The 21,385-nt window shown below is 56.9% G+C and carries 23 protein-coding genes and 1 tRNA gene; 9 read left to right on the top strand and 15 right to left on the bottom strand.

Going from position 1 to position 21,385, the window contains the following annotated elements; genetic code table 11:
* The coding region (locus tag NE562_RS09880) for a transposase (RefSeq protein ID WP_280962251.1) at positions 1-374 on the top strand (374 nt) is incomplete at its 5' end.
* A gap of 148 nt (positions 375-522) precedes the next feature.
* Here NE562_RS09880 and NE562_RS09885 read toward each other — a convergent pair.
* Positions 523-2,340: an InlB B-repeat-containing protein gene (locus tag NE562_RS09885; RefSeq protein WP_280962252.1), complete on the bottom strand. Its 1,818-nt coding sequence runs from the start codon at positions 2,338-2,340 to the stop codon at positions 523-525.
* A 130-nt stretch (positions 2,341-2,470) separates the two neighbouring features.
* Here NE562_RS09885 and NE562_RS09890 point away from each other — a divergent pair, with 130 nt between their 5' ends.
* A complete protein-coding gene (locus NE562_RS09890; RefSeq protein WP_280962253.1) occupies positions 2,471-2,725 on the top strand; it encodes a helix-turn-helix domain-containing protein in 255 nt (84 codons plus the stop codon).
* 39 nt (positions 2,726-2,764) lie between these two features.
* Here the strand turns inward: NE562_RS09890 and NE562_RS09895 are convergent, their stop codons facing one another.
* The 4 genes from NE562_RS09895 to NE562_RS09910 all read right to left on the bottom strand — a co-directional run bounded on the left by NE562_RS09895 (position 2,765) and on the right by NE562_RS09910 (position 5,597).
* A complete protein-coding gene (locus NE562_RS09895) occupies positions 2,765-3,712 on the bottom strand; it encodes a replication protein (RefSeq protein WP_280962254.1) in 948 nt (315 codons plus the stop codon).
* Positions 3,713-3,835: 123 nt separating this feature from the next.
* Positions 3,836-4,588, bottom strand: a complete 753-nt coding sequence (locus tag NE562_RS09900) for a helicase HerA domain-containing protein (protein ID WP_280962255.1) — start codon at positions 4,586-4,588, stop codon at positions 3,836-3,838.
* Entirely contained in the window at positions 4,588-5,229 is a 642-nt protein-coding gene (locus NE562_RS09905) for a hypothetical protein (protein ID WP_280962256.1), read from the bottom strand. The genes NE562_RS09900 and NE562_RS09905 overlap by 1 nt, the downstream gene beginning before the upstream one ends.
* Positions 5,226-5,597 (bottom strand): hypothetical protein, encoded by a 372-nt coding sequence (locus NE562_RS09910; RefSeq protein ID WP_280962257.1) that lies wholly within the window; start codon positions 5,595-5,597, stop codon positions 5,226-5,228. The genes NE562_RS09905 and NE562_RS09910 overlap by 4 nt, the downstream gene beginning before the upstream one ends.
* A gap of 410 nt (positions 5,598-6,007) precedes the next feature.
* Between NE562_RS09910 and NE562_RS09915 the strand changes: the two genes are divergently transcribed.
* A complete protein-coding gene (locus tag NE562_RS09915) occupies positions 6,008-6,364 on the top strand; it encodes a helix-turn-helix domain-containing protein (protein ID WP_280962258.1) in 357 nt (118 codons plus the stop codon).
* Between the two features lie 24 nt (positions 6,365-6,388).
* On the top strand, positions 6,389-7,846 hold the full coding sequence (locus NE562_RS17820) for a recombinase family protein (protein WP_280962259.1): 1,458 nt from the start codon (positions 6,389-6,391) through the stop codon (positions 7,844-7,846).
* On the opposite strand, the gene NE562_RS09925 is transcribed toward NE562_RS17820, so the two are convergent.
* The 6 genes from NE562_RS09925 to NE562_RS09950 form a co-directional block, all read right to left on the bottom strand.
* Positions 7,825-7,901: transfer RNA gene (locus NE562_RS09925), tRNA-Met, on the bottom strand. The two genes, NE562_RS17820 and NE562_RS09925, sit on opposite strands and share 22 nt — an antisense overlap.
* Positions 7,902-7,989: 88 nt before the next feature.
* Complete coding sequence (locus NE562_RS09930; RefSeq protein ID WP_280962260.1) at positions 7,990-9,540, bottom strand: sensor histidine kinase; 1,551 nt, start codon at positions 9,538-9,540, stop codon at positions 7,990-7,992.
* 3 nt (positions 9,541-9,543) lie between these two features.
* Positions 9,544-10,224 (bottom strand): response regulator transcription factor, encoded by a 681-nt coding sequence (locus NE562_RS09935; RefSeq protein WP_280962261.1) that lies wholly within the window; start codon positions 10,222-10,224, stop codon positions 9,544-9,546.
* A gap of 74 nt (positions 10,225-10,298) precedes the next feature.
* Entirely contained in the window at positions 10,299-11,165 is an 867-nt protein-coding gene (rsmI, locus tag NE562_RS09940) for a 16S rRNA (cytidine(1402)-2'-O)-methyltransferase (RefSeq protein ID WP_280962262.1), read from the bottom strand.
* 20 nt (positions 11,166-11,185) lie between these two features.
* Positions 11,186-11,875: a tRNA1(Val) (adenine(37)-N6)-methyltransferase gene (locus NE562_RS09945; protein ID WP_280962263.1), complete on the bottom strand. Its 690-nt coding sequence runs from the start codon at positions 11,873-11,875 to the stop codon at positions 11,186-11,188.
* Positions 11,876-11,928: 53 nt separating this feature from the next.
* Positions 11,929-12,303, bottom strand: coding sequence for a metal-dependent transcriptional regulator (locus NE562_RS09950; protein ID WP_280962264.1), 375 nt, complete (start codon positions 12,301-12,303; stop codon positions 11,929-11,931).
* A 133-nt stretch (positions 12,304-12,436) separates the two neighbouring features.
* Between NE562_RS09950 and NE562_RS09955 the strand changes: the two genes are divergently transcribed.
* Positions 12,437-13,171: a YaaA family protein gene (locus NE562_RS09955; RefSeq protein WP_280962265.1), complete on the top strand. Its 735-nt coding sequence runs from the start codon at positions 12,437-12,439 to the stop codon at positions 13,169-13,171.
* A gap of 67 nt (positions 13,172-13,238) precedes the next feature.
* On the opposite strand, the gene NE562_RS09960 is transcribed toward NE562_RS09955, so the two are convergent.
* On the bottom strand, positions 13,239-13,718 hold the full coding sequence (locus NE562_RS09960) for a hypothetical protein (RefSeq protein WP_280962266.1): 480 nt from the start codon (positions 13,716-13,718) through the stop codon (positions 13,239-13,241).
* Positions 13,719-13,844: 126 nt separating this feature from the next.
* On the opposite strand from NE562_RS09960, the gene aguA reads away from it, so the two are divergent.
* From aguA to NE562_RS09980, 4 genes are all read left to right on the top strand, one after another.
* Positions 13,845-14,927, top strand: a complete 1,083-nt coding sequence (aguA, locus tag NE562_RS09965; protein WP_280962267.1) for an agmatine deiminase — start codon at positions 13,845-13,847, stop codon at positions 14,925-14,927.
* A 115-nt stretch (positions 14,928-15,042) separates the two neighbouring features.
* Positions 15,043-15,906 (top strand): N-carbamoylputrescine amidase, encoded by an 864-nt coding sequence (gene aguB, locus NE562_RS09970; RefSeq protein WP_280962268.1) that lies wholly within the window; start codon positions 15,043-15,045, stop codon positions 15,904-15,906.
* A gap of 429 nt (positions 15,907-16,335) precedes the next feature.
* Positions 16,336-17,709, top strand: a complete 1,374-nt coding sequence (locus NE562_RS09975) for a TrpB-like pyridoxal phosphate-dependent enzyme (protein WP_280962269.1) — start codon at positions 16,336-16,338, stop codon at positions 17,707-17,709.
* Between the two features lie 51 nt (positions 17,710-17,760).
* A complete protein-coding gene (locus tag NE562_RS09980) occupies positions 17,761-18,063 on the top strand; it encodes a DUF1622 domain-containing protein (protein ID WP_419196003.1) in 303 nt (100 codons plus the stop codon).
* Positions 18,064-18,096: 33 nt separating this feature from the next.
* Here the strand turns inward: NE562_RS09980 and NE562_RS09985 are convergent, their stop codons facing one another.
* The 3 genes from NE562_RS09985 to NE562_RS09995 all read right to left on the bottom strand — a co-directional run bounded on the left by NE562_RS09985 (position 18,097) and on the right by NE562_RS09995 (position 21,345).
* Positions 18,097-18,861: a MurR/RpiR family transcriptional regulator gene (locus NE562_RS09985; protein WP_280962271.1), complete on the bottom strand. Its 765-nt coding sequence runs from the start codon at positions 18,859-18,861 to the stop codon at positions 18,097-18,099.
* On the bottom strand, positions 18,824-19,621 hold the full coding sequence (locus NE562_RS09990) for a MurR/RpiR family transcriptional regulator (protein WP_280962272.1): 798 nt from the start codon (positions 19,619-19,621) through the stop codon (positions 18,824-18,826). Before NE562_RS09990 ends, NE562_RS09985 begins: the two co-directional genes overlap by 38 nt.
* A 389-nt stretch (positions 19,622-20,010) precedes the next feature.
* Complete coding sequence (locus NE562_RS09995; RefSeq protein ID WP_280962273.1) at positions 20,011-21,345, bottom strand: 6-phospho-alpha-glucosidase; 1,335 nt, start codon at positions 21,343-21,345, stop codon at positions 20,011-20,013.
* Positions 21,346-21,385 lie beyond the last annotated feature (40 nt).

Raw genomic sequence — 21,385 nt, forward strand, 5'->3', positions numbered from 1 at the left:
CGAAAGTCTGTGTAAACTGCCCTAACAAATGCAGATGTGGAGCTAGCGAAAAGGGTCAGAAACTTATGACGCGGCATATCTGGCAGGAATATTTAGATTTGGTTGAGCAGCTGCGAAAGACAGAACGCGGCAAAGAGATCTATGGGAAGCGAAAAGAAACAATAGAGCGTGTGTTTGCCGACTCCAAGGAGAAGCACGCGATGCGTTATACACAACATAGAGGTCTGGCCCGAGTTACGAACTGGGTGAGGCTTAAGTATGCTACAATGAATCTCAAAAAGTTAGCAATATGGGCTTGGAATAGTCCTCGCTTTTTCAATATTATTCAAATTTTTCACGCTTTCATGCCAAAAACCACAGTTTTCGCCTTCTGAAAACTGTGGTTCTTTGACAGTCTGAAAGGCCGGTTTCGTAAGAAACCGGCCTTTCAATATGGTTGCGGGGGAGCGCGGCAGCTTTTCCCTGCGATACTATTTGGGTTTCAGTATCAAAAGGCGGGGTAAGCCCCACCTTTTGGTGTGTTTATCCGGCATACGGTTCGGTGGTGGTGATCACGATGGACTGCGCCGCGTTATCCCATGTGACATTGAAGCCCGCCACCTTGCCGATGTCGCGCAGCTTGAAGTAGTTGTGGCCGCCGCCGTTTTGATCAGTCAGCAGAAAGGCTTCGAGCGGCGCGGTCACGCCGCCGGTCAGCACCGGCGTTTCGCTGGTCTTGGCCGGGGCGGAAACAACGGAGGGTACAGTCATTTCCGCACCGTTTTTTGTAGTATAGGGCTGCTTGGCGTCGAGCCGGATGGCGTTATTGCGCCAATCGACGTTGAACTGCGCCGCCGTGCCGTCCAGCACATAGGCCACGTCGCGCAGCTTGACAAAGTTGACGGCGTTACCCGCTGCGTCGCGCAGAATGTAGGTGTTGAACGTCATTGCCTTACCGTCGATCACGGTCTTCTGGGTGGACGGCTCGGCGATTACGGTCGCGGTGGTCTTTTTCTCCCACTTGGCGTACAGGGTGATGCTGTCCGTCACCTTGTCCGCGTCAAAATTCCACGGCTTGGTGCAGGCGCTGTCCACGTACCAGCCTGCGAAGTAGTAACCTTCACGCGTGGGATTGTTCGGCGGGGTAAGGGGCGCGCCCTTATCGCATTTCACTGAGGTCGCACCTGTGCCGCCCGCTAGGTTTAGGGTGACGGTGCACGGACGGCTGACCTCAGGCAGGGTGAATTTCAATCCGTTGAGCTGAACCGGGACGTTTTGACAGTTGTATTTTTCGTTGCGGGTGCTGTTTCCCGCATTTTTGCCGAGCCCTAATTCCCCTAAATGATTATCACCCCAAACCCATACTGTGCCGTCGGTTTTAATAGCAACATTGTGCTCGATACCTGCGGCAACTATTGAAACATCTTCCATGATCTTGATCGGCGCAGTTGCATCCTTGAGGGTTCCGTTTCCTATTTGGCCATAGGAATTATCTCCCCACGTCCAAAGTGAACCGTCGGTTTTCATGACGGCGGCATGATAGTCGCCAAAGGAAATATCAGCTGCGTTATCCATAAGCTTGGTTGGTGCAACTATGGTACCGCCCCACATCCAAAGCGAACCGTCCGTTTTGATTGCAGCAGAAGTATTATGACTCAAAGAAACTTTTCCCACATTGTCCATGATTTTAACCGGCGTAAGTTGATTCGCGGTGGCACCGTTTCCTACCTGACCAGAGGCATTCCACCCCCACATCCAAAGCGAACCGTCCGTTTTGATGGCGGCAGAGTGACTACTACCCAGAGAAACAGCAGCCACATTATCCATGATTTTGACAGGCGTATCTTGCTTCACATTAGTTCCGTTCCCTATTTGACCACTGGAATTCTGCCCCCACATCCAAAGCGAACCATCCGTTTTGATCGCGCCGGTGTGATTCAGTCCAGCGGAAGCAGCAGCAACATCATCCATGACCTTGCGCGATGGGGCGCGCTCTTTAGGGCCATAAAAAGATTCGCTTTGTTCCCACATCCAAAGGGAACCGTCTGTTTTGATTACCGTAGCAACACCGTTGTTGACACCCACAGCAATAGACGACACATTATCCATAATCTGAAGCGGCGTATATATTGCCCATTCGTCTGTGTGCCACTCGTATTGGCTTAAATTCAAAATGTTCATCCCGCGATAGCCCCACATCCAAAGTGTGTTGTCGGCTGAAATAATACCGGTTGGCAGGCCGCAGCTAACCACGGTAGCCTTGCCAGCTACACCGGTACTATACGCTCCTGCGCTTGGTGCCATTCCCACCGTCAGCGCCGCCGCCAGCAGCCATGCCCCCGCACGTTTCAAAATTTTCAAATTTACCCACTCCTTATTTGTTGAAGTTACCTAAAGTATAGCAGGAGTTTCACGGTTCGACAATAATTTTATTAACATATAGTAAATAAAAATTAAATATAGACAATAACAATTGACTATTCGGTGCGGTATGCTGACAGTGGGTGATATAATGCGCAATGATTACGGCTACCGCAATCTCATATTGGATATGGGGCTGAAGATTAGCTATTACCGCAAAAAGCGCGGGTTGAGCCAAGAAGATTTGGCCGAGCGTGTGGGTGTATCCACATCGTATATCGGCATGATCGAAGCACCGAATATTTGCAAAAGTGCGTCGCTCAAAACTATTTACGCGATTGCGTCTGAACTTGATATACCTATCGCAAAGTTGTTTGAAGAGTAAAAGCGGCTGTCTTCGAAAAGACAGCCGCTTTGCTGTTGTTCAAAATGGACAGAGTGTGTCCGTGTCAGTCAATTCGATAAAATCGTGGTCGGCAGGCGCGGTGAGATATTCCACGCGGTGGATGCGCCGCGTGAACGCTTGCCATGTGGCGGGCTCGTCGTACTGGATGTTGCGGTACTGGCTTTCGAGTGCGACGTTGGAAATCAAGTAGACTTTGGTATAGCATGCCTGTTTGTTGGCATAACGGCATGGAAGCATCAAAGGGTAGCCATCTAAATAATTAAGCATATCTGAAATACGCAGTTGTGAGCGAAATTCATCGAATACCAGCACGTCTTCGCCCGCGTATCGCTCGAAAGGGTGGTCATAGTCGGTGACGCGGCAAACGCGGTCGTAACCGTACTTTTCCATGACGCTTCGCGTTTTGCCGGTGCCGGTAGGCCCCCACAGGTAAGTCACTTCGAGCGGGCGGAATTCGGTTGCATACCGCTCAGCCTTGAGGGTTTGCCGCACGCGCTCGATTTTGTCGAGATACAGCATAGCCTTGGGAAAGGCTTCGAGAAGCTCGATATCCGTTGCGCCGCTCTTTATCATCTCATAGAGGTCGGCCAAGTCGGTGCGCCGCCCCGGCTGTTCCTCTGGGATTTCGCCCCATTCCTCAAAAGTGCCGGGTATGCGTGTGCCGTGCTTGGTGTCGTTTTCCCACTTGCCTGACTTGGCTATGTAGTCGCGGTTTTGGGCGGGTGTGCCGCGCGCCGCTTCGAGATGCGCTTCGGGAAAGCGCGCTTTCAGCGTGGAAAAGCGTACCGAACTGGAAAAGGCCGCGAAAATGTGGGTGTGGTAGGTTTGGCCGATCTCGTCGGCCATGCAGTAATATACGATTGGTTTCAGGGCTTGTAGCTCCGTAGAAATCTTTTCGTGTGTAAACCCTTTTTCTTGAGGATGGTTTATTGTCAGTTGCCACTTGCGGCATTGTGTGTCGCTCATGGAACCCCTCCATTTCAATGTAAATTTTGCATTGCGGCTTGCGACAGAAGTGTGCAAGGGGTAATACTTGCCCTTGCAAAAAGCGGGGAGGGCAAGCCCTCCCCGCAGCCGCCCCGCCGTCGCTTACGCTTCGCCCGCGCCGTCGGGCGGCGGGTGAGGAAAAGCAAGGCGGTTTTGTATCATTCTGTGCAGTCGGTCGGTGTCGGCGACGTGGGGGACTTGTACCCGGTACAGGCCTTGGCCGTCGAGCAGTAGGTAACCCTGACCGCGCGCGTTGACGGCGGTCATCTGGTCGCGGTAGTCGGGCGCAAGCATCAGCTTTTGCTCCTTGGACAAGTTGCCGAGCATCAGCACCGCGCCGAACTGATCGCGTGCGCCAGCACGGAAAAATTCAGCGTCGGCGCGCTGTATGCCGACAATTAGGTGGATACCGAGCGAACGCCCCATGAGCAATATATTGCCGATTTTACGCTTGACCTCGTCGGCGGGTTTCTTGTCCAGCGAGGACACGAGCGCGCCGTACTCGTCTATCAGCAGCGCGATTTTGCGCGAATTGCGCGCGGGGTCGTTTGCTTCCAGCCGTGCGGTGAACTCGTCGTAGACTTCGTCGATGCCGTCAAGCACGTCGGTGTAACCGTAGAAACCGTCATGACCGTCGAGCCAGTCGAAGCCGGACTTTTTGAAGTCGCAGACCACAAGGCGCATACCCGCTTCGTACTTGGCGAGTTTGCCGAGCAGAAGCGCGAGCGCGTAGGTCTTACCTGTGCCGGTCGAACCCACGCAGAGCAGGTGCGGGTGAGCGTCAAGGGCTATCGGCAAATAGGCCCTGACGCCGCGCGCTAGCAGGTCGGCGTCCAGCAGAAACGGGATGCCCACTAAAAATCTTGATCGTCGACGTTGCCGCCGGTTGGCGGCAGGTCGAAACGGTGGACAAAGTCAGCGGCCTTTTTGTCGGCGATCCAGACAAAGTCAAAGACGATATAGGCACCTTCCTCTTTGATCTCCAGCAGGTAGAGCGTCGGCGTCCCGTCGCGGAAAGCGGAACGGTACGCGAGCGGAATTTGTCCCCGCCGTAAATTGTCGGAAAGCAGGTCTTGCAGGACGCGCCGTTCCTGTGTCAGTGTGTCGGGCGCGAGCGCGGTTTGGCTGAGCCGCAGCAGACCGAGCCGCACGACCGGGACGCCGCAGGGGTAGGTGATATGCCACTCCCAGCGCGGGAAGTTTTGTGTACCGCCGCCTTCGACAGGTACGGTGTCAAAGTGCAGGTCACGAAAGACGGCAAGCCGGCCTTTCAGCGCAGTGCACGCACGCTCAAGAAACACGCCCGCCGCGTCAGCCACTTCGGCTGGTGTTGGCGCTGATGCAATCGGCAGAGCACCGATGGCGAGAGCCGCCAGCAGAATTAAAGCAGCCGTTTTGGTGATATAGGCAAAGGCCAGAATAGCCACCACAAGTACAGCGGCGAACGCCAGCGTGATCGAGTTGGCGTTGCCGATTCTATCTTTCAAATTTTTCATGCGTCTGCCCCTTTCTCCTTGCCCTTGGGGACGACGATTACGATATCATCGGCGCGAGCCGTGAAATCGTAGTCGCTGGCGCCGTCCAGCCGGTAAAAGCGGCCGACGAAGCCCGGCAGTGTGACTTCAATAGGTGCCGTCGCCGCTTCGATCTCCTCGGCGGTGATCTTTTGCGGCTCAGGCACTTTCACATAAAAATCCGCATATTTTGCGGCTGGGCATACCAGTTGGTACTTGGTGCCGACGACTTCGTCGGTCACTTTTCCGTCCTTGTATGCCCGATCGGCTATCGCGCCGACCAAAATCACTTTATTATCTCCTGCTACTTGAACAAGAGAAAATCTCTGATTATTTACTTTCAGTTTCATAAATGTTTATACCTCCGTGTATTATTATAAGTTTGTAACCTGCGTGCCCGATGTTGGGGCGGTGGTGACGGCGCTGTGGCCGTGGTCAGTATCAGAATGGAGCGGAACGTCAAGCGTGAACTGCGTCAGCAGCATGCGCGCGATGTCGTCGGCGCTTATCGCTTGTGTCACTCGTCCTGTGAGCACAGGGGCATGTGCCGCCTGCGCGATGATCGTAACGGATGTTACAGCTTCTACAAAATGTACCTCCTATAAAATTTGGCAGTTGCTGCCTTATGAGAATATTATAAGCTATAAACTCATATTAATCAAGGGGTAGAGAAAAAATAGTTAAAAGTACATTATAAAATATTGACAAACTAATATTTTGCTGTTATGATAAGAAAAACAGGCGATTGGAGTTCGGTTTTATGAATAGAATAAAAGAATTGCGCAAAATTTTTGGTTATTCTCAACAAAAGCTTGCTGATCTGCTCGGCGACGAGGTCACGCAAACGGCCGTTTCCCAGTGGGAAAGCGGAAGAACCGCCCCGCGTCCCGCACGTCAGGCGCAGCTTGCCGAGATTTTTGGCGTCAGCGAAGACGAGCTGATGGGCAGAGTAAAGCCGGAGCGACAGTTGTCGGATACGGAAAATTCACGCCTATCGGAGCAAGAACAGCACCTGCTTGACTGCTTCCGTGGTACGGACGATGCCGGGCGGAAAATGATCGCAGCCGTCGCCGATTTGGAGTATGAGCGGCGCCGCAATGAGTTATTAAATAAGTGACATATAAGGTAAGGAGGTGCACCTGTGGAAAAGGCTGTTATATACGCTCGCTATTCGAGCGATAAGCAGACGGAAGCCAGCATCGACGCCCAAATACGTGCTTGCCGTGATTACGCCGCGCGAAAAGGTCTTGCTGTCGGAACGGTCTATGCTGACGAAGCGATCAGTGGTAAGGGTTCAAAGACTGCGAGCCGCGCGGAGTATCAGAAAATGCTTCGCGATGCGAAAAAGGGCGCATTTGCTACGATTTTGATACATAAGTATGACCGTGTCGCTCGCAACGTCGGAGAGCATGTCAATCTCGAACTCAAGTTAAAAGAATGCGGTGTGCGTCTGATCGCCGTCGATCAGGATTTCGGCGACAGCAAGGAAGCTAAGATTATGCGCACCATGATGTGGGCGTTGTCGGAATATTACATAGATAATTTAGCGAGCGAAACCACCAAGGGCCTTGTAGAGACGGCTCACAAGGCGCTTCACACGGGCGGTACGCCGCCATTTGGGTATGACGTAGTCGAACAGCACTATGTTGTAAATGAGCTCGAAGCCGCCTATGTCCGTCGCATGTACCAGTGCGCGCTTGACGGCATCGGCTATACCGATCTGCTCGCCGAAATGGAGGCCGCCGGTATGCGCGGTAAGCGGGGCGCGGTTATGCGCTATACGCAGGTCTATGAAATATTGAAAAATGAACGCTACACGGGCGTATACCTATACACGCCGCATGAGGAAGAAAAACGCGCCGACCGGCGCACCAAGCCCAACGCAATTCGGGTTGAGGGCGGGATGCCCGACATCATCAGCAAGGAGGTTTTCGACAAGGTGCAAGAGATCATGCATAGCCGCAGGCGCACCGGCGCAAAGGGCGAGTATCTGTGCAGCCGCATTGTGTACTGTGGTAACTGCGGGGCAAAGATGCACGCGAGCACACCGCGCAAAAATGGGCACGCTTATTCTATATACACTTGTTCCAGCAAGTGCGGCTTCGGTTCTGTGCGCGCCGAGCTTGTGGACGAAGCCGCGAAAATGTATCTGCGCGAACTACTGACCGACGAGGTACAGCGGGAAATAGAAAAGGCCCTTCGTCAGTACATACGCACTGAGAAGGACCGGGTGAAAGAACATAATGCAGTTGTAAAGCGCCAGACCGCCGAAAAACAAAAGCAGATTGACGCGCTGGTGGATAATCTGGCGTCCGGCAAATTGCCGCCCGAGGTGGTCGGGCAGATCGGCGAGAAAATCGCCGTGCTGAAGCAGGAAATCGAAGCGCTGTCGGACAGCGAGCCGCCGCGCGACTACACGACCGAGCAGATCATTGCATGGCTGAACGGCATCCGCGAAGCGCCGGACGAGACAGCGGTGCGCCTGCTGATCGAGCGCATCGAGGTGAAAAAAGACAAGGAAAAAGCTACGACGGAATTCAGCGTTATTTCAACACTAAACTCCGTCGTAGCGAAAAGTGGTTGCGGGGGAGGGATTTGAACCCACGACCTTCGGGTTATGAGCCCGACGAGCTACCGAACTGCTCCACCCCGCGATATAGGCGCCTCATTTGAGGTGCTTATATACTATACCATTTGTATTGGGCTTTGTCAAGCGTTAACTTGAAATTATGTTCGACAAATTCAAAGGTTTTCCGTGGAGGCAGTTCCGGCGGGTATTTCAAACCAAAATTCAATGCCGCCGGGGGCGTTGCAGGCGCCGCAGCAACCGTGCAGAGTATCCGCGATCGCGCGGACGAGAGACAGGCCGATGCCGGTACCGCCCGCCTCGCGGGTGCGGGCGCGGTCGGTGCGGTAGAATTTCTCCCAGATCTTATCGAGCTCCTCCTCGGGCAGACCGTCGCCTTCGTTGAACACGGAAAGGCGTACGCCGGTTTCCGTTTCCACGGCGGAAAGCTCGATGTGTCCGCCGTCCCGCGTATAGCGGATCGCGTTGGACAGGTAGTTCATCAGCACCTGCTCCAGCAGGCCGCTGTCGGTATGCACGGTAAGCGCGGTGTTTGCATAGCCGACGCTCAGCCCGCGGCTTTCGCAGAGCACGGCGGTTTTGCGTACCGCCTCGTCGCACAGGGCGTGCAGGTCCACGTCCTCCAAATAGGTCTGCTCTGCGCCCAGTTCCAGCTTGGAAAGGCTCAGCAGCTGCATAACCAGCTTGTTCATGTGATCGGCTTCGTCCGCGATGGTGTCGCAGTAAAACTTGCGGTCCTCCGGGTCATCGGCCACGCCGGCGGTCAGGCCCTCGGCATAGCCTTGAATCAGCGCGATCGGCGTTTTTAGCTCATGTGAAACGTTGACGATAAACTCGCGCCGCATGTTGTCGATGCGTTCCTTTTCGCGAATCTCCTGCGCGAGCTGCGTGTTGGATTGCTGCAATTCGCCGATGGCCTGTTCCAGATAAGCGGACAAGCGGTTGAGCGAATCGCCCAGCTGCCCGATCTCGTCCGATTCACCGCCCTCGTACTTTTTGGAAAAATCAAAGCGCGCCATGCTGTTGGCCACGGTACCCATTTGGATCAGCGGTTTGGTGAAGGCGCGGGAGATGACATAGCCGCAAACCAGACAGATGACCAGCGCGCAGCCGCCCGCTATCAGCAGAAAAAGCAGATTGAAGGTGGAGTTTTGCTCGATATAGGCATAGGGCATGTAGGCGATCAGGTAATGATCGTCCAATTCGCCGACCAGACAGAGGTACTGTTCGTTGCCGTGCAGAGATACGGTGAGCAGTTTGTTGGGTGAAACGGCGCTCAAGTCGGTGCTGCTGAGTACGGCGAACACGATCGCCGCGCCGCGCATGCGTTGGTCGCCGAAATCCGGAAGGCCGCCGGTAAAGGGCGGGCCGGAAAAGTCGTCGTTCGGCGGAAAGTTGGGCGTGGTCTTCCGGTCCTGATCAAAAGAAAAAAACGAGGCGTAGAGCAATGAGCCGCTGCGGTCGACCAATGCGAACCGGATGGCGCTTTTGCTTTCCAGCGCGTCAAGCGTGGAGGCGGTCGTTTCCAGATCGCCGTCGTAGCTTTTGGTGATCGTCTGGTAGGTGTCGCGCAGCTCGGTCTTGCGGGTCATGAGGTAGTAATCGTCATAGAAAAACAGGTTTAATAGCAAAAGCACGCCGATAAAGACCAGCGCAACCGCGCTGATCGCAACGAAAAACTTAAATTTGATCGAATGGCGTTTCATCCGTCAGGCCTCAAGCCGGTAGCCGTAGCCGCGCACGGTCTCGATCATGGCGCCGCAGTCGCCCAGCTTGGCGCGCAGCTTTTTCACATGGGTATCCACGGTGCGCAGGTCGCCGAAATAGTCATAGCCCCAAACGGCGTTGAGGATACTTTCCCTAGAAAGCGCGATCGCACGGTTATTTTTAAAATAAATCAGCAGTTCGTACTCCTTGGGCGTAAGCTCGACCGCCGCGCCACTTACGCGCACCTCGCGCCGCAGCTCGTTAATCGACAGCGCGCCCAGCTCGGCCACGGGCGCGGCGCCCCGTCCTTCGCGCTTGAGCAGCGCGCGCACGCGGGCGGCCAGCACGACCGGGGAAAACGGCTTGGTCACGTAATCGTCCGCGCCGTCCTCCAGTCCGCGTACCTGATCTGCGTCCTCGGCGCGCGCGGTCAGCATCATCACGGGCAGGTGGGTGTTTTCCTCCTCTTGCCGCCGCAGTTCGTGCAGCACGGAAAAACCATCCATGCCGGGCATCATAACATCTAAAATGGCCAGATCGATACCGGCGCGGCGGTTTTCCAGCAGGTTGAGCGCTTCGCGCCCGTCGCCCGCCTCCATGATGGTGTGCCCATCCCGTTTGAGAAAATCGCTGACCAGACGGCGGATGCGCGCCTCGTCGTCTGCAATCAATATGGTGGACATGTCCGATACCTCCATCCTAATATGCCTTTAGTATAGACCGGCTTTTTGTCCGTTGTGTGAACAGGGGACGTGTTTTAGGTGTCTAAATCGTCCGCAAGGGCTAAAACATACTGGTACAGCGCGTTTTTCTTGACGCCCGAGGCGGCGGAAACGGTCTTTACCGCGTCCTTCTGGGTTTCGCCCGCCTCGATCAGGCGGCGCACCTCGGTGGCGGCGGCGGAAAGGCGTTCGGTCTCGCTCTGTTCCGTCGGCGTTTGGGGCGGCGCGCCTTCTAAAATGAGGACGAACTCGCCGCGCGGCGGCGTTTGCTCAAAATGAGCGATAGCCTCGCCCAGCGTCATGCGCAGCGTCTCTTCGTGCAGCTTGGTCAGCTCGCGCGAGAACGATAGGCGGCGCTCGGCGCCAAAAGCGGCGGCAAGGTCGTTCAGCGTTTGGCGCAGCTTGTGCGGCGCTTCGTAAAAGATCATGGTGCGCGTTTCGCCCGCGAGCGCGTCCAGATGTTCGCGTCGCGCCTTTTTATTGACGGAAAGAAAGCCCTCGAAGCACCAGCGGCCGGTGGGCAGCCCGCTGGCGGCGAGCGCGCACACCGCGGCGCACGCGCCCGGCACGGGGATAACGGCCACGCCGTGTTCCGCACACAGGGCGACCAGATCTTCGCCCGGATCGGAAACGGCGGGCGTGCCCGCGTCGGTCACAAGGGCGCAGTCTTCGCCCGCGAGCATCCGTTCCAACACCTCTTCGCCGCGCGCGCGGCGGTTGTGCTCGTAATAGGAGATCATCGGCTTGCGCGGCAGGGAGAGGGCGGTGAGCAGCTTGTGTGTGACGCGCGTGTCCTCCGCCGCGAGAAAATCGACCGAGGAGAGCACCTCGCGCGCACGGGGCGAAAGGTCGCCCAAATTGCCGATCGGCGTAGCGACCAGATAAAGCGTTCCATTACTCATTGTAGTATATCCTTTAAATATTATTTTCCGTATATCTGTTGATACTCTTCGCTCGCCACGAGAAGCGGCGGCTCGACGGCGAGCCCTTCCGCGCTGCCGCCCTTGCGGCATTCGACCAACGCGGCGGAGGGCGGCGCGCCGGCGTTTTGGTGGACAAAGCGCAGCCGCTTGGGCGTAAGTCCTGCTTCGTGCAGGGCGGGGAGCAGCACCCAAAGCCGCTCGGGCCGAAAGACGATGCTGAGCCGTCCGCCGGTGTGCAACGCGAAGGAGGCGGCGGACGCTACGTCCCGCGCGGTACAGGCGGCGTCCTGCCGGGCGGCGGCGTGGGCTGGAGAAGCGGCGGACTTGCCCGCGGCAGACGCGAAATAGGGCGGATTGCAGATCACGTGGTCGGCACTGCCGTGGGGGATAAGCTGACGAATATTCCGCATATCACCCTGTAAAGTGGAGATGGGAACATCATTTTCCACGATAGAAGTGCGAAAAAGGGAAAGCGGGCCCTCTTGCAGCTCAAGACCGGTGATTTGAAGACCGGGCCGGTAAACAAGCAGGCTGAGCGCCCCCGTTCCGCAGCCCAGATCGAGCACCCGGTCGCGCGGGCGGACCCGGGCGAAGGCGGCGAGCAGCACGCTGTCCTGCCCCAGTTTAAAATAAGCGTCGTCCTGCCAAAGGACAAGCCCATTCGGCAGGCGCTCCAAGGTGCGCGGCATTTTATGCTCCTTTCGGAAAATCCCGCCCAGCCATGCGGCCGGGCGGGATGGCGTTACGTATTGTGGTGTTCCCGCAGGTGCTCTTTCAGCTTTTCAAAGCTTTCGCGGCTGATCACATGCTCGATACGGCAAGCGTCCTGCGCGGCGGTCTCGCGTTTGACGCCGATGGAGACCAGCCAGTCGGTCAGCACGGTGTGGCGCTCATAAACCGACTGCGCGGTTTTCAGCCCGGCTTCGGTCAGGGCGAGCAGACCGTTCTGGTCGATGGCGACAAAGCCGTTATCACGCAGCAGGCCGACGGCACGGCTGATGCTCGGCTTGGAAAAGCCCATATAGTGGGCCACGTCGATCGATCGAACCGAGCCCTTTTCCTGGCACAGTACATATATTGCTTCAAGATAATTTTCCGCGCTTTCCTGCAGTTTCATCGCACTGCGCCTCCTAGTGATGGATGTAGATATCTTATTTTATCATGCCTTGGCAGATTTGGCAATATACGCGCGCTTGCGATAAGCCGCCGCGCCGTATATAATAGGGGCAGGATAACGGAGGGATAACCATATGATCGCCATGCTATCGCCGGCAAAGAACATGCGGCCCACGGAACGGCCGGATATCAAGACCGCCGCGCCACGTTACATGGAACTTACGCGGCGGCTGTGGGATGAATTGCGCGCGCTCGCGCCGCATGAACTGGAAAGCGTTTTGCGCGTGGGCCCGCGCATCGCGCTGCGCGCCTGCGCGGATTTTGCCGAATGGCGGGACGAGGGAGGCACGGCTGCGGCCTTGACCTTTGACGGCTTGGCTTACCGCTACTTGGACGCGCACAGCCTGTCCAAGTGGGAGCTGGAGTACGCGCAGGAGCATTTGCGCTTGCTTTCCGGGTTTTACGGCCCGCTGCGGCCGCTGGATGCGATTCATCCGTATCGGCTGGAGCTGGCGCATAAGATCGGCGGGCAATCGTTATACGGATTTTGGGACAAAACGTTTTACGAGGACCTGTTTGCGGCGGGCGAGCCGGTGATCGACCTTGCTTCCAAGGAGTACAGCCGCGCGGTACGCGCGTTCTTGCGGCCCGGCGACCGGCTGATCGCCTGTAATTTTCTCGTTTACAGCCGGGGCAAGCTGCGCTGCCTGCCTACCATGGCCAAAATGGCGCGCGGCGCAATGGCGCGGTTCATCCTACAGAACCAGCTGGACGGACCCGAACAGCTCCCGTTTTTCGACTGGAACGGCTTTCATTTTGAAGGCAGCCTGTCGAGTGAAGTGGAGCTGGTGTTTATTTCTCGTGAGTAGGTCGCGCAGTGGCAAAGACAGATAGCAAACCGCCCCCGGAAACAAATGTTTCCGGGGGCGGTTAAGTTTAAAGCGTGGTGCGGTCTTCCGTTTGCGTGGGTTGAACGGGCGGCTGCACGGGCTGAACGGGCGGCTGGGTGGGTTGCGGTTCGGCGGGCAGGGGGCCCATTTTTCGGTTGATCTCCTGCGTGTTGCGGCACAAAATGAGCAGCAGCAGCGCGAACTCAAATACGATGCGCGCCGCGACGTTGCCGATCACAAACAGCAAAACAGCGCCGATGAAGTTGGTGAACAGCATGTCCACACTGCCTAGGATGAGCGCGCAAACGGCGATGCAGTATAAAACGCGCAGCAGCTTTTCCGTAAACAGCGTGCGGAAATTGAGCGCGTCATGCAGCCAAGCGAGCGCGTGGGAAAGCGGCTTTTCCGGCGTTTTGCGAACAAACAGAAAATAAAGCGCCAGCCCGCACGCTAGAACGACAATCAGACCGAGCAGCGGCAGCAATACGGCAAGGGGCGAGTAAAAGAACTGTGGCGTATAAAACATGAAGGAGCCTCCTGTGCAAACCTTGAAGAATTTGTGACTTTAGTGTAACATATGGCCGGGGGCGTTGCAAGTGCCGCGAAAATGTTGTACCCTATGAGAAGAAGAATTGCAAATGGAGAAAGCGACATGGAAATTTTACACACAGTCCCCGCGCGGGACGGATTTCATATGCCTGCCGAGTGGGAAGCGCACGAAGGCTGCCTGATGATCTGGCCCGAGCGGGGCGATTCCTGGCAGTATGGCGCGTACGCGGCCAGACGCGCGTTTGTTCAGATTGCCGCCGCCATTGGGCGCAGCGAGCGCGTGACGGTTTTGTGCTCGCCCCGGCAGTATGATAACGCCCGTTTGGCGCTGCCGGCGAACGTGCGCGTGATCGAAACGGCGACGGACGACGCATGGGCGCGCGACGTAGGCCCCACCTATGTGGTGAATGGCCGCGGCGCGCGGCGCGGGATCGACTGGGGCTTCAATGCATGGGGCGGGCTTTACCCGGACTGCCTGCGGGATGCCGCCGCCGCCCGCAAGGTGTGCGACCTGTACGGCGACGACTGCTATGATAAGCGCGCGTTTATTTTGGAGGGCGGCTCGATCCATGTGGACGGGCAGGGCACCGCGCTGGTCACCGGGGCGTGCCTTTTAAACCCCAACCGCAACCCCGATATGACGAAGGACGAAATCGCGCGCACCCTATGCGATTATTTGAATGTGCAAAAGGTGATTTGGCTGCCGCGCGGTATTTACCGCGACGAAACGGACGAGCACGTGGACAACATCTGCGCGTTCACCGCGCCCGGTGAGGTCGTGCTTGCTTGGACGGACGACGAGAGCGACCCGCAGTTCGCGCTGTCGAACGCCTGCCTGCAAACGCTCGCGGACGAGCGGGACGCGAAGGGGCGGGCCATCCGTGTGCACAAGTTGCCGCTGCCCCGGCCCGTTACCATCACGGAAGAGGAATGCGGCGGCCTTGATTTCTGCGAGGGCGAGCCGACCCGCGTGCCGGGCGAGCGCCTTGCGGCAAGCTACGTCAATTTTTATATTGCGAACGGCGCGGTCGTCATGCCCGCGTTCGACGACCCGGCGGACGCGGAAGCCGCGCGCATTTTGCAGGGCCTTTTTCCCACGCGCGAGATCGTTTCCATCCCCACGCGGGATATCCTGATCGGCGGCGGCAATATCCATTGCATCACGCAGCAAATACCGGCGGTGTGACCGGCTCAAAGCCGTTTGATGCGGCGCGAAAGCGGGAGCCCGTTTTTTGCTATGGTGTTTAAACGATTCGTGCCGCGCATCCGCGGCCAAACCATAAGAAGGAGTTTTAGATCATATGAGCAAGGTAACCGTAGCGGCGATCCAGATCACCCACGGCCTCGAAGAGGCCGCACCGCGCGTGGAGGAAGCCGCCGCGCTGGGCGCGCAGATCATTCTGCTGCCCGAGTTGTTTGAAAATTGGTACTTTTGTCAGGAGCGGAATTACGAAAATTACAAGCTGGCCACGCCGATGGAGGAAAACCTCGCCGTGATGCGCCTGACCGAGGTGGCGCGCGATTTCCACGTCGTGCTGCCGGTGAGCTATTACGAGCGCGTGGGCAACACGTTTTTCAACACCGTCGCCGTGATCGACGCGGACGGCACGATCTTGGGCCAATACCGCAAAACGCATATCCCGGACGACCATTTTTATCAGGAAAAGTTTTATTTCACCCCCGGCGATACCGGCTTCCGCGTGTGGGACACGGCGTATGCCAAGATCGGCGTGGGCATTTGCTGGGATCAGTGGTTCCCGGAGGCCGCGCGCAGCATGGCGCTTATGGGCGCGGAGCTGCTGCTTTATCCGACCGCCATCGGTTCGGAGCCGATTTTGGACTGCGATTCCATGCCGCATTGGCAGCGCTGCATGCAGGGCCACGCGGCGGCCAATCTGACGCCCGTGATCGCGGCCAACCGCATCGGCACGGAAACGGTGACGCCTTCGGTGGATAACCAGCAGCAGTCCTCCTCGCTGACGTTTTACGGCTCTTCCTTCATCGCGGATGAGACCGGCCAGATCGTCGAGCAGGCTCCGCGCGATGATGCGGCCATTCTGACGCACACCTTCGATCTGGATGCGGTGCGCGCGTTCCGCCGCGATTGGGGTATGTTCCGCGACCGGCGGCCCGCGCAGTACGGCGCGATCGGCCGCTTCGGATAAAAGTTTCTCAAAATGAGAAAAACGAGATAAAATATTATCACGAAAATTTCAGGAAATCCGCTTGACAAATCAAAAATCCGCGCTTATACTGTCAACATAACGACAAACCAAGGACGAAGACGAGTAGCAGGGAGATCGAACCTCTCAGAGAGCCGCGGGCGGTGGGATCGCGGCAGGCAAGAACCTTGTGAATGGACTTCAGCAGGGCAACGCGAAAGGCCGAAGCATTTTTGGCCGAGTATCAGCGCCGGGGACTCCACCCGTTATCAGGGGAGCGCACATTGATCGATGTGTGGCCAAAGTGGGCGCTTTTTGCGTCAATTTGGGTGGTACCGCAAGAGTTTACAAACTCCTGTCCCATTTCGGTGGGGCAGGAGTTTTTTTATATTTCATAAGCAAATAATTTATCATAAAGGGAGAGAAACTACTATGGCTAAGATTCCTCACAGACTGTATTTAACGGAAGATCAAATGCCGACGCAGTGGTATAACCTGCGGGCCGATATGAAAGAGCAGCCCGATCCGATGCTGAACCCCGGCACCATGGAGCCGTTGGAGGAGAAGGACCTTTATCCGATCTTCTGCGAAAAACTGGCGCATCAGGAGATGGACGGCGAGACCCGCTATGTCGACATCCCGGACGGCATTATGGAGGAATACCGCATTTATCGTCCCTCGCCGCTGATCCGCGCGTACAATCTGGAAAAGGCGCTCGATACCCCGGCGAAGATCTATTACAAGTTCGAGGGCAACAACACCTCGGGCAGCCACAAGCTCAACTCCGCCATCGCGCAGGCGTATTACGCCAAGGAACAGGGCCTGACCTCGCTGACGACCGAGACCGGCGCGGGCCAGTGGGGCACGGCGCTTTCCGAAGCTTGCTCGTTCTACGGCCTTGACCTGAACGTGTTCATGGTCAAGGTATCCTACGAGCAGAAGCCCTACCGCAAGGCGGTCATGCAGACCTTCGGCGCGAACGTCACCCCTTCGCCCTCCATGACGACCGATACCGGCCGCGCCATCCTTGCAAACGACCCGAACACCTCGGGCTCGCTCGGCTGCGCGATCTCGGAAGCGGTCGAAATGGCGGTAAAGCACGAGGGCTGCCGCTACGTGCTCGGCTCGGTACTCAATCAGGTGCTGCTGCACCAGTCCATCATCGGGCTGGAAAGCAAGACCGCCATGGAGATTCTGGGCGAATACCCGGATATCGTCATCGGCTGCGCGGGCGGCGGCTCCAACCTCGGCGGCCTGATCGCGCCGTTCATGCAGGATAAGCTGACCGGCAAGGCCAATCCCCGCATTATCGCGGTCGAGCCCGCTTCCTGCCCGTCGCTCACACGCGGCAAGTACGCCTATGATTTCTGCGATACCGGCCACGTGACCCCGCTGGCGCGTATGTACACGCTCGGCAACGGCTTCATCCCGGCTTCCAACCACGCGGGCGGCCTGCGCTACCACGGTATGAGCCCCATCCTTTCCAAGCTGTACCACGATGGCTACATGGAAGCGACCGCCGTCAAGCAGACCGATGTGTTTGACGCCGCCGTTCAGTTCGCCAAGCTGGAAACCATTCTACCCGCGCCCGAATCGTCCCACGCGATTCGCTGCGCGATCGATGAAGCGATCAAGTGCCGCGAATCCGGCGAGGCCAAGACCATTCTCTTCGGCCTGACCGGCACCGGCTATTTCGATATGGCCGCTTATGAAGCATACCTGAATCACACCATGGTCAACCACGTACCCTCCGACGAAGAATTAGAGCAGGGCTTTGCTACCCTGCCGAAACAGCCGGAGGCGTAAAAACGGAAGGGGGTAAAGCCGATCGAACAACTGCATAGCCTTTTGGCGTTCGTGACGGACGCCGCCATCCTGCTCTTTGAGCTGGGCGGCGTATCCGTCATTGTAGTCACAGGCGCTATGGGGCTTTACCACTATCTGCGGCGCGATCCGTTTACCCGCTTAAAGCTTGCCAAGGGCATGTCCACGGGATTGGAATTTAAGCTGGGCAGCGAAATCCTACGCACGGTCGTCGTACGCGAGTTCTCCGAGATTATGCTGGTCGGCGCGATCATCATTTTGCGCGCGGCGCTTACCCTGCTGATTCATTGGGAGATCAAAACAGAAGAATCCGCACATGAAAAAGCGGCCCCTTAAGGGGCCGCTTTTTCATGTGCGGTCGCCCGCTTTTCATAATCCATTCCGCTGCCGGTCCACATATTCCAGATACCGGAGCAGCAGAAATTCGTTGACCTGAAAAATCAGGTTGACCGGCCACAGTTCGACCGGCACGCCCGCGTCGATGGCGTGGGTGAAAAAGGGGATGTTGATATCGCTCAGGTAGATCAGCCGGTTGCCCTGCACACGGCAGATGGAGACGATCGTCCGTCCCTTTTGCTTGAGCTGCTCGGCAATGGCGTTGACAAACGCATTATTGCCCGATAGCGAGATAAAGATCATCAAATCGTTCTCGCCCAGCCGTCCGGCGAGCTTGCGCATCTCCTCCTCACCCTCCACCGTGTGGAAAAGCTTGTTGCCGTGGAAAAACTTCTGCTTCAGATCCTGCGCGGCAAGCTGCTGCACGCTGCCCGAGCCGTAAATATAGATCTTGTCCGCCCGGTCGATCAGGGTGAACAGATCCGATAGGTCCACCATGCAGAGGTATTCCATCGTTTGCTGATAATCCTGTATGGTGCGCGTGATTTCGTCGCTGCGAAAGCGGTTTTGCGCGGGCTCCTGCCATTTCAGCAGCACCTTGAGTTCGCTGAAGCCGGTCAGCCCCAGCTTTTTGGCAAAGCGCAAAATCGTCGTGTGCGAAATGCTGCACGCGGCGGCCAGCTCGTCGATCGAGCCGTCGCGGCACTGCGCGGGGTGGGTGCGGATGTAGTCCCAAATGTAAAGATCGTTCTCGCTCAGCTTATGGTAATTCTGCTCGATCAGCGTTTCCAGCGTCACGCCCGGCCGCCTCCTTTCGGTATTCCATGTATTTCAGGAATAAAAGTTCGATCAGGATAAAAAAAGAGGTGGTCGATTGATATTGCGCGCCCAGCTCCTGCTCGGTCATTTCAATGGTGGAAACGTACAGCCGCGTGTCGCACAGCTGCGCGAGCGTGTTTTCCCGCAGCCGTGTGACCGAAACGACCGGGATGCCGCGCACCTTGAGCGCCTGCGCTAAGCTGAGCACATGCGGCGATTCGCCGGACACGGATAGGATCAGCACCAAATCGCGCGCGGTCACGTTTTGCAGCAGTACATCGGCTTCGCTGCCCGCGTGGATGTGGAAGAACCACCGGTCGCCCACCAGAAAGACGCGGCACAGCTCGCGCGCCACCGCATCTTGCAGCATACCGGAACTGAATACATAAAGGTTTTCCGCCTGATCGATCTGCCGGAACAGGTCCGTACAGTCCTTTTGGCAGATGGCGTCCATCATTTGGCGGTAAGCGTCGCACGCTTGGCCGATGTAGTCCGGGGCCTGTCCCTGCTGCTCGTCCAGCTCCATGCGCATGAGCAGCTTGAGCTCGCTGTAGCCCTGTAGGCCCAGCTTTTGCGCAAAGCGCAGAATGGTGGTGCGCGAAACGTTGCAGCGCTTTGCCAGCTCTTCGATCGACAGGCGGGCGCAGGCGCGTTTGCGCGGCGCGATATAGTTCCAAATATACAGGTCGTTATCCCCAAGCTGTGGACGGTGCTCGTTAAACAGTTCATCCAGCTTCACGCGGTCCAGCCCCTTTGCACCCTTTTTTACCAGTATACCGGATGGGGCGGGGAATGTCCAGCAAGACGGCGGGGAGGGGACACCAATGTCGTTTGGTTTGGGTTTGTATTGTCATTCTGAGGAACGTAGTGACGAGACCGTAGTCCTCTATCCTTTGATCGCCGCCGAGCGGCGATCGAATGAGAGCGAATCTCGCGCGAACGCGCGCATTTCGGCAGAGACCGCGCGTTCGCGCGAGATCCTTCGCTCCGCTCAGGATGACAGACATATACAATTTCCTTAACTAAATGACATTGGCGGCGCGAATCACCAAGAATGCACAAAAGACCGACTTTCGTCGGTCTTTTGCTCGCGATGGGAACCTTATGATGAATGAAAAGGAGTGGGCTTTATTTTAATGCGGGCCAGTAACCCTTGTTGGCTTCGATCAGATCATCCAGAATAAGCTTTGCGACACGGGCGGACGGCACGGTGCGCGAAAGCGTCAGCGCCTGCCACAGCTTTTGATAGCTGCCCTCGATCCATGCTTCCACCGCCAGCTTTTCCACGCTGACCTGCTGCTCCATCAGGCCCTTCTGGAACTGCGGGATCGTTCCTTGACAGATACGCTCGTATCCGTTCGAGCCGACGATGCAGGGGATTTCGACCATCGCGGTGCGGTCGAAGTTCTCCACCGCGCCCTCGTTCGGCACGATGAGCAGAAAACGCTCCTGCGTGTTTTCCGCGATGGCGCAGGCCAGATCGACAATGTAGGTCGCGTGCGCGTCGGCTTCAAAGCCGCCGTCCTTCGCCGTGCCCTTTGCAATGATATCGCGGCACGCCCCGAACACGTTCTTTTCACGGCCCGCCATGACCTCGTTTGCGCGGGTATAGTCCGGATTGGAGTGCTCCACCACATAGTCCGGGAACAGGTAGTACTTCAAATAGGTGTTCGGGATGGTGGAAGGATCGACCGCGTACACGTCGCGCGCCTTCTGGAAGGTTTCGATCCAGCTTTGGTCCACATGCTGATTGGTCAGGGAGAGCGCGTCCGCAAAGCCGTTTTGCGCCATGTGCTCCTTGATGGCGGGCATTAGATCGTTGCCTTCCTTGTCATAAATCTTGTGCCACCAGCCGAAGTGGTTCAGGCCGTAGTAGCCCACCTGCATCTCCTTGCGGGATTTCAGGCCGACCATGTTCGCCATTTTTTCTTCCAGATCGATCGGCATGTCGCAGATGTTCAGGATTTTGGAATGGGGGCGCAGGCGGCGGGTCGCTTCCGCGACGATGGCCGCCGGATTGGAATAGTTGAGCATCCACGCGTTCGGGCTGTATTTCTCCATGTAGTCCAGAATTTCCAGCACGCCGCCGATCGAGCGCATGCCGTAGGCAATGCCGCCGGGGCCGCAGGTTTCCTGACCGAGCACGCCGTATTTCAGCGGGATCTTTTCGTCCTTCTCACGCATGGCGTATTTGCCGACGCGGATATGGGCGAGCACAAAGTCGATATCGGTAAACGCGGTCTCCGGGTCGGTCGTGTAGCCGAACTCGATATCGGGCGCGTTTTCACGCAGATAGATCTCGCACGCCTTGGCCACGGTTTCCTGCCGTTCCGCGTCGTTATCGTAAAACATGATCTTGCGGATGGGGAAGCGCTCGCGTTCTTCGAGCAGCATGAGCGCGATGCCGGGGGTGAAGGTGGAGCCGCCGCCCGCGACGGTTACTGCGTATTTTTTGTTAGACATTTTATATCGTCCTCCTTAAAGTGGTTGGTTTAACAAAAGG

Origin of the sequence: Butyricicoccus faecihominis (assembly GCF_024462775.1) — a bacterium.
Lineage (GTDB): Bacteria > Bacillota > Clostridia > Oscillospirales > Butyricicoccaceae > Agathobaculum > Agathobaculum faecihominis_A.